The sequence below is a fragment of the Dietzia sp. DQ12-76 genome (assembly GCF_014145045.1).
Taxonomy (GTDB): Bacteria; Actinomycetota; Actinomycetes; order Mycobacteriales; family Mycobacteriaceae; genus Dietzia.
The window spans coordinates 1,760-9,608 of the sequence record NZ_JAALDV010000232.1 but is presented as its reverse complement, the minus strand read 5'-3'; the positions used below and the strand labels follow the sequence as shown (position 1 = coordinate 9,608).

7 protein-coding genes are annotated in these 7,849 nt (G+C 70.9%); 4 read left to right on the top strand and 3 right to left on the bottom strand.

Features of this window, described 5'->3' with window-relative positions:
- Window positions 1-96: 96 nt before the first annotated feature.
- The gene (locus G6019_RS08785) at window positions 97-972 is read right to left on the bottom strand and encodes an inositol monophosphatase family protein (RefSeq protein WP_107756397.1); all 876 of its coding nucleotides are present in this window, start codon (window positions 970-972) and stop codon (window positions 97-99) included.
- 157 nt (window positions 973-1,129) lie between these two features.
- Here G6019_RS08785 and ppgK point away from each other — a divergent pair, with 157 nt between their 5' ends.
- On the top strand, window positions 1,130-1,975 hold the full coding sequence (gene ppgK, locus G6019_RS08780) for a polyphosphate--glucose phosphotransferase (protein WP_107756396.1): 846 nt from the start codon (window positions 1,130-1,132) through the stop codon (window positions 1,973-1,975).
- 139 nt (window positions 1,976-2,114) lie between these two features.
- Window positions 2,115-3,542: an RNA polymerase sigma factor gene (locus tag G6019_RS08775; protein WP_370446355.1), complete on the top strand. Its 1,428-nt coding sequence runs from the start codon at window positions 2,115-2,117 to the stop codon at window positions 3,540-3,542.
- Window positions 3,543-3,623: 81 nt separating this feature from the next.
- Here the strand turns inward: G6019_RS08775 and G6019_RS08770 are convergent, their stop codons facing one another.
- Both G6019_RS08770 and G6019_RS08765 read right to left on the bottom strand, forming a co-directional pair.
- Entirely contained in the window at window positions 3,624-5,468 is a 1,845-nt protein-coding gene (locus G6019_RS08770) for a DEAD/DEAH box helicase (protein WP_182613371.1), read from the bottom strand.
- Window positions 5,461-5,706, bottom strand: coding sequence for a DUF3039 domain-containing protein (locus G6019_RS08765; RefSeq protein ID WP_017837712.1), 246 nt, complete (start codon window positions 5,704-5,706; stop codon window positions 5,461-5,463). Before G6019_RS08765 ends, G6019_RS08770 begins: the two co-directional genes overlap by 8 nt.
- Before the next feature lie 57 nt (window positions 5,707-5,763).
- Here G6019_RS08765 and G6019_RS08760 point away from each other — a divergent pair, with 57 nt between their 5' ends.
- On the top strand, window positions 5,764-6,276 hold the full coding sequence (locus G6019_RS08760; RefSeq protein ID WP_182613370.1) for a DUF3099 domain-containing protein: 513 nt from the start codon (window positions 5,764-5,766) through the stop codon (window positions 6,274-6,276).
- Window positions 6,273-7,849, top strand: a 1,577-nt coding sequence (locus G6019_RS08755) for a DUF7782 domain-containing protein (protein ID WP_182627435.1), incomplete at its 3' end; no start/stop codon positions are given. The genes G6019_RS08760 and G6019_RS08755, both read left to right, overlap by 4 nt.

Genomic DNA, 7,849 nt, shown 5'->3' with positions numbered 1-7,849 from the left:
TCCGGTTGTCGGACTCGGCCGAGAGCGTCGGGGCCCTCGACGAGCTGAAGCTGGGGCGTCAACCGATCTCCGCCGAGCTGGACGCGGCGCGCTCGGTCAACTGCTGACGGGGTCCCCGAGGGCCTCGAGCGCGGCCAGGAGTTCCTCCGCCACACCGGGCGCGGCGGCGACGGTGGGGACCTCGTCGTCGGCGGCGACCCTCACCATCGCGCCGGCCTCGGCCGCGATCAGCGCCCCGGCCGCGTGGTCCCACGGCTTGAGGCAGCGCTCGAAGTAGGCGTCGACGCGGCCGGTGGCGACCATGCACAGGTCCAACGCCGCGGAGCCACACCGCCTGATGTCACGGATGGTCGGGAGAAGGGCCGCGACCGTCCGCCCCTGCTCCGCACGGATCTCCGCATCGTAGGAGAACCCGGTGCCGACGAGCGCCATCGACAGATCGTCACACGATGACGCGGCGAGTTCGGTGACCGTTCCCGCGGCGGATCGGAGGCTGGATCCGCGGCCGACCGCTGCGGTCCAGGTCTCACCGGTGACGATGTTGTGCACCGCCCCCGCGACCACCACCCCGTCGACCTCGGCGGCCACGGAGACGGCCGTGAAGGGGATCCCGTAGAGGAGGTTCACGGTGCCGTCGACCGGATCCACCACCCACCTGACCACACCCCGTCCCGTGGCCGCGGGCTCCTCGCTGACCTCCTCGCCGCCCTCCTCACCCAGGACCCGGTCGCCCGGCCGCTCGGTGCTCACCAGCTCGCGCAGGTGCCGCTCGACGGTGGTATCGATGACGGTGACCGGGTCGGTCGCCGAACTCTTGGCGCGTGGATCGAGCCCCGAGGAGTCGAACCGCTCCAGCATCCGCCGGGCGACGCCCCCGCCCGAGACCGCGAGCCGCTCCGCGAACACCCTCAACTCGTCGACATCCACCGGGTGGTCTCGTCCGGCGAGGCCCTCCACCGTCTGCTCCGACACTTCCTCTCCCCTCGTCGTCTCCGAATGGCCCGGCCCCCCGGCGCACCGGACGGATACTCTGACGAACGGGTGCTCGCCCGCCCCCATCGTGCCCCGCCGGCCCGGTGGTCTCCAACCCTCGGCCGTGACCCCGCGGCCCGTCCCACGGGAGCCAGAGATGCCGACCACCAGCCCCTCCGAGCGCACCCAGGAATCGGACACCCCCACCGGCGTGGGGGTGGACGTCGGTGGCACCGGGATCAAGGTCGGCCGGGTCGATCTGGGCACCGGCGAGCTCGTCGGCGACCGGCTGACACGCCCCACCCCGCAGCCGGCGACACCGGACGCCGTCGCCGGGGTCATCCGCTCGATGGTCGAGGAGCTCGGGTGGGACGGACCGGTGGGCGTGGCGCTACCCAGCGTCATCCACGACGGGATCGCGCGGATCGCCCACAACATCGACGGCTCCTGGGTGGGCTGCGACGTCGTCGCACTGTTCGCCGAACACCTCCCGGGGCGCCCGGTGGTGATGCTCAACGACGCCGACGCCGCGGGGATCACGGAGGTGCACTACGGCGCCGGCGAGGGTGTGGACGGCCTGGTGATCCTCCTGACCTTCGGCACGGGCATCGGGTCGGCGCTGCTGCTGAACGGTCATCTGATCCCCAACACGGAGTTCGGGCACCTTCTGGTCCACGACATCGACGGTCGGGGGGTCGACGAGGCCGAACACCTCGCCTCCGCGGCGGTGCGGCATCGTGACGGGCTGACCTACGAGCAGTGGGCACCGCACGTGTCCAACGTCCTGCGGTCCCTCGAGGACCTGCTCTGGCCGCGCGCCTTCGTCATCGGGGGCGCGATCAGCGAGGCCGCCGAGGAGTGGTTCCCGCTGCTGGAGAACCGTACCCCGGTTCGCGTGGCGGTCCGACGTGGCGACGCCGGGATCATCGGGGCCGCCCTGTACGCGGCGGCGAGCACCGGACTGCTGGACCTGGACGCGACGGTGTCCCCGTCCGACCACTGATCCCTCGGCGACAGCGCCTGATGCGACCTCCGGACCGGATCCTCGTTACAATGGCGCAGGCCGGTATCACCTACCGGCCGGGGACGGGACCGGTACCGCAAGGCGGACGGCTCGCGAGTCGGCACACTGTGCGGCGTCGATCCCCGTTTCCCATCGAATCACCGGTTGTGAAGGGGCGTTTGTGGCAGCCACGAAGACCACCAGTTCGGATTCCGCGATGAGCGGCGATCCGTCGGACACAGAGGTCACGGGCGAGGCCCCCGCCAAGAAGACCTCGGCGAGCAGGACACCCGGGAAGAAGACCGCTGCCGCCAAGAAGACCGCGGCCAAGAAGACCGCTCCCGCCAAGAAGACGGCAGCCAAGAAGACCGCCGCGAAGAAGACAGCGGCCAAGAAGACGGCGGGTGCGGGCGAGCCCGCGGACGCCGCGCCGATCGATGACGCACCCGTCGAGGCCCTCGAGGTCGAACCGGACACCGCCGAACTCGAGGACGTCGAGGTCGACGTCGTCGACGTCGAGGACGCGGAGGCCGACGAGGAGACCAAGGACGGCCCCACCGCCAAGGACAAGGCGTCGGGAGACTTCGTCTGGGACGAGGACGAGTCCGAGGCCCTCCGCCAGGCCCGCAAGGACGCCGAGCTCACCGCGTCCGCCGACTCCGTCCGCGCCTACCTCAAGCAGATCGGCAAGGTCGCCCTGCTCAACGCCGAGGAGGAGGTCGAGCTGGCCAAGCGGATCGAGGCCGGCCTCTACGCCACCTGGTTCATGGCGCAGGTCGCGGAGCGCGGTGAGAAGCTCACCACCGCCCAGCGACGGGACTACAAGTGGATCGAGCGGGACGGGGTCCGCGCCAAGAACCATCTGCTCGAGGCCAACCTCCGCCTCGTCGTGTCCCTTGCCAAGCGGTACACCGGTCGCGGAATGGCGTTCCTGGACCTCATCCAGGAGGGCAACCTCGGCCTGATCCGCGCTGTGGAGAAGTTCGACTACACCAAGGGGTACAAGTTCTCGACCTACGCGACGTGGTGGATCCGCCAGGCCATCACACGCGCCATGGCCGACCAGGCCCGCACCATCCGGATCCCGGTCCACATGGTGGAGGTCATCAACAAACTCGGCCGCATCCAGCGGGAGCTCCTCCAGGACCTGGGCCGCGAGCCCACCCCGGAGGAGCTCGCCAAGGAGATGGACATCACCCCCGAGAAGGTGCTGGAGATCCAGCAGTACGCGCGAGAGCCCATCTCGCTCGACCAGACCATCGGTGACGAGGGCGACTCGCAGCTCGGCGACTTCATCGAGGACTCCGAGGCCGTGGTGGCCGTGGACGCCGTGAGCTTCACCCTCCTGCAGGACCAGCTCCGCTCCGTTCTCGACACCCTCTCCGAGCGCGAGGCGGGCGTTGTGCGCTTGCGCTTCGGCCTCACCGACGGGCTGCCCCGCACGCTCGACGAGATCGGGCAGGTCTACGGCGTCACGCGCGAGCGGATCCGCCAGATCGAGTCCAAGACCATGTCGAAACTGCGTCACCCCTCGCGATCCCAGGTCCTGCGCGACTACCTGGACTGACCCCGGATAGCGAAAGAGGGCCCCGCCGGCGGCGGGGCCCTTCTTCCGGTATCGGAGGTGGGGTCGCGGGACTCCCGCCGGTCACCAGCTCCGCAGCAAGGAGATTCGCTCCCGGATCTGATCGGCCGAGGCCATCGGCACCGGTGGACCCCCGCAGGCGTTGCGCAGCTGCGTGTGGATCGCGCCGTGGGACCTGCCCAGACGGCCGGAGTACACCGAGACCAGCGTGTTGAGCTGCCGCCGGAGGTCCTTCAGCTCCGCCGCGGAGGCCACCCGGGCGGCCGCCGCGCCCGCGTGCGCGCCCGGGCCGCCGGCGTTTCCCGGCAAGGTGGTGCCGGAGATGGCCGGATCCGTTCCCACGCCCACCACGGCGACGGGCCCGGATGCGGTGACCTCGCCGGAGGTCCGCCGGATCTGCTCCTTCTCCCGCTGGCGCAGGAGCGCCTTGACGTCATCGGCACCCAGCAGACCCGGCAGCCCGATGTAGTCGGCCTCCTCCTCGCTCCCGGCGAAGGTGGCGGTGCCGTAGGAGGACCCTTCGTAGACGATCTGATCGAGCTCCGCGTCCGCTCCGAGGGATATGTATCCCCTGTCCTCCTCGTCGGCGGTGTCGGGTTCGTCCTGCTGCTGGTTGGCCTGGGCCAAGAGTTCGTCCTCGAGCCCCTCCTCGCGGTGGGGTTTGCCCAGGACGTGATCCCTCTGGGCCTCCATCTGCGACGCGAGCTGCAACAGGACCGGGACCGACGGCAGAAACACCGACGCGGTCTCCCCGGGCCTCCGCGACCGGACGAACCGCCCGATGGCCTGGGCGAAGTACAGGGGGGTCGACGCGCTGGTGGCGTACACGCCCACACACAACCGCGGCACGTCCACCCCCTCCGACACCATGCGGACGGCGACCATCCACTCGTCCGTCGAAGCGGAGAACGCGCCGATCCGGCTCGAGGCAGTGGGATCGTCGGACAGGACGACGACGGGGGCACGCCCCGTGATCTCCGTCAGCAGCGCCGCGTACTCGCGAGCGCGTTCCTGGTCGGTGGCGATCACCAGCCCGCCGGCGTCGGGGACGCCGCCGGCCCGGATCTGCCGGAGTCGGGTGTGCGCGGCCTGGAGCACCGCCGGCATCCAGTCGCCATGGGGGTCCAGGGCGACCCGCCAGGCGCGGGAGTTCTGGTCCGCGCTGAGCGGTTCGCCGAGCCGGGCGGAGAACTCCTCGCCGGCGTTCGTGCGCCAGCGGGCCTCGCCGGAGTAGGCCAGGAAGACGACGGGCCGCACGACGCCGTCGGCCAGGGCGTCAGCGTAGCCGTAGGAGTGGTCCGCCCTCGACCGCTGATGGCCCTGGCCATCGGGCTCGTAGGTGACGAACGGGATGGGACTGTCGTCCGAGCGGAAGGGGGTGCCGGTCAGCGAGAGCCGACGCTCGGCGTCGTCGAACGCCTCACGGATGCCGTCGCCCCAGCTCTTGGCGTCCCCGCCGTGGTGGATCTCGTCGAGGATCACCAGTGTTCGGCGGGATGCGGTCCGTTCGCGGTGTTTGAAGGGGTGCGAGGCCACCTGGGCGTAGGTGACCACCACGCCGTGGAATTCCGGCGCCAGTGCCCCCGAGGAATTGGAGTACTCGGGATCGAGCGCGATCCCCGCCCTCGCGGCGGCCTCGGCCCACTGGAATTTGAGGTGCTCGGTGGGGGCGACGACCGTGATCGCGTCGACCGTCCGGTCGGCCAGGAGCTCGGTGGCCACGCGCAGACCGAACGTCGTCTTACCGGCGCCGGGGGTGGCCACGGCGAGGAAGTCCTTCGGCCGTGCCATGAGGTACTTGCGAAGGGCGGTCCGCTGCCATGCGCGCAGTGGTGCGCCGGTGGCCGTCGCGGTGGCGGGATCTGCGGTCTGCTCCTCGGTGCCCGGGACCGCGCCGGGATCACTCACCAGGCTTCAGGGTCTCGTAGACGCGCTTGCACTCGGGGCAGACCGGAGAACCCGGCTTGGCGGACCGGGTGACCGGGAACACCTCGCCACACAGGGCGATCACGTAGGAGCCCATGACCGCGCTCTCGGCGATCTTGCTCTTGTCCACGTAGTGGAAGAACTTGGGCGCGTCGTCCTGCGTCTCCTCGGTCGTGGTGACCTCGGGACGCTCGAGTGTCTTGGTCCGGGTGGTGCTCACCCCCTCATGATGCCGCACGCCACGGCCGCGGCGCCAACGCCGGAGTACCTTGGGGCCATGGCACCCGACTCCCGTCGCACGCGGTCCGAGGATCGGGACGGTTCCGCGAGGCCCGTTCTGATCACCGCCGCGCGTGAGTCCTACCGGGACGAGCTCGCGGCGCGGAAGAAACGGTATTTCCTCCTGATGTCCGTCCGGATCCCGGCGTTGCTCCTGGCCGCGGGTTCTCTGGCTCTGTGGAACAACCCGTGGATCGCACTGGCCATCGTCGCGGGGTCCATCCCGATCCCGTGGATCGCCGTGCTCAGCGCCAATGACAGGCCGCCGCTTCCCAAGGGGCAGGCACGTCTCTACACCGCAGGCGCACTGTCCGCGAACACACCGTCCGTCGTGCCGCCGGGGCTCTCGGGCATCTCCTCGCGTCCCACTCTCTCCCTGCAGGGCCCGGTGGGCGAGGACCCGGGACCCGAATGTTCAGAACACGGGCACGGTCCCGGCAACGGGACCCCGGACGGCCCCGGCTCCCCCGGCCGTGCCGACGGCCCCGGCGAGAGCGACGACGCGCGGTGACCCCTGCAGTCCCCACGCTGACCCGGCTCGCACCGCTTCTGGCGGAGGCCTTCCGCCGCCACCGCTTCACGGTTCCCGGGTTGGAGGATGCCCTGGGGCCGGCGGCGATCGCAGCCCTCGCGCGCTCCGATTCGGCATCCGTCCGGAGACACGCCCGCTCAGCCGGGCCGACCGGGACGCTGGTCCGGTTGTTCGTCCTGAACGACGCGGTCCCCGAGAGCGAGATCGTCCGGGTCCTGCCCGGGGTGGACATCGAGGACGGGATCGACGCCGGGTTGTGGACGCGCCCGTCCGCGCCCGGAGGAAGCCTTCGTGCACTCCTCGACCTCCGCCCGGTGGACACGGGCCACGGCACTCGATGGGTGTTCGCCGACATAGACGGGTCGATGGTGCACTCCTCGACGAGGTCCGATCACGTTCTCGGAGTGGGGCAGGCCACGCTGTCCCTCCTGAAGATCACCCCCACCTCGCGGGTGGATTCGGTTCTCGATCTGGGCACCGGTTGCGGCATCCAGATGGTGCACGCCCTCGAGACCGCGGCCACGGCGACGGGAACCGACATCACCCCGCGGTGCCTGGCGTTGGCCGCCGCCACGCTCGCGATCAACGGGCTGGACGGGGAACTGCTGTCCGGCCCCTGGTTCGAGCCCGTGGCCGACCGCCGATTCGACCGCGTCGTCGCCAACCCGCCGTTCGTGGTGGGCCCCGCGGATCCCGGGCACTCGTACCGGGAATCCGGCCTCGCCCTCGACGGTGCGAGTCAGACGGTCGTCTCCGGGGTCGACGGCCACCTGACCGAGAACGGCACCGCGGTCATCCTCGCCTCGTGGGTGGAGCGTCGGCACACCGACTGGAGGACCCACGTGGCGTCGTGGATCCCCTCGGAGGGCGTGGAGGCCTGGGTGCTGCGTCGCGACCGCTCGGACCCCGAGCTCTACGTGTGGACATGGCTCACCGACGAGGGCATGGATCCGCGGGACGAGTCCACCGCCCTCGCCGCGGAGACCTGGCTCGACCATCTCGGCGACCACGAGGTCGACGGGGTCGGGTTCGGGTACGTCTACCTACGGCGGATCGACGGCGCCTCGTCCGTGCTCTGCGAGGACCTGACCCACCCCTTCGACGAGGGGCTCGGCGACGAGGCCGAGGCCTACTTCGCGCGGTCGGCGTGGCTGCGGTCGGCCACGAACCAGCAGGGCGGGCAGGCGCGGGCTCTGGACACGACCGTGTTCACGGTCTCCCCCGACGTGCATCTCCACTCCTCGGAGAGCCTGGCGCCGGACCCCGATCCCCCGGGAGAAGAGGATCCCGATTCCGAGGCGCGGACCGGATCGGTGATCGTCGAACGCGTCACCGGCGCGCGCTGGCGCCACGAGATCGATCCCCTGACCGCCACCGTCCTCCGGGGTGCACGGATGGGCGCGCTGCCCCTCGAGGATCTGGTGGTCCTGGCCGCCGCCGGGGCGGGCGAGGACCCGGCGACACTGGCGGACCCCGTGCGCAGGGTCGTGGCCGACCTGTTCCTCCACGGTGTCGTGGTCCCCGCCGGGGTTCCCGGAATGCTCCCGCCCGG

What these genes read in the sequence shown, in the direction of transcription:
- ppgK (WP_107756396.1), top strand. Translation starts at nt 1,130, where the DNA reads ATGCCGACCACCAGCCCCTCCGAGCGCACCCAGGAATCGGACACCCCC.
- G6019_RS08760 (WP_182613370.1), top strand. Translation starts at nt 5,764, where the DNA reads ATGGCACCCGACTCCCGTCGCACGCGGTCCGAGGATCGGGACGGTTCC.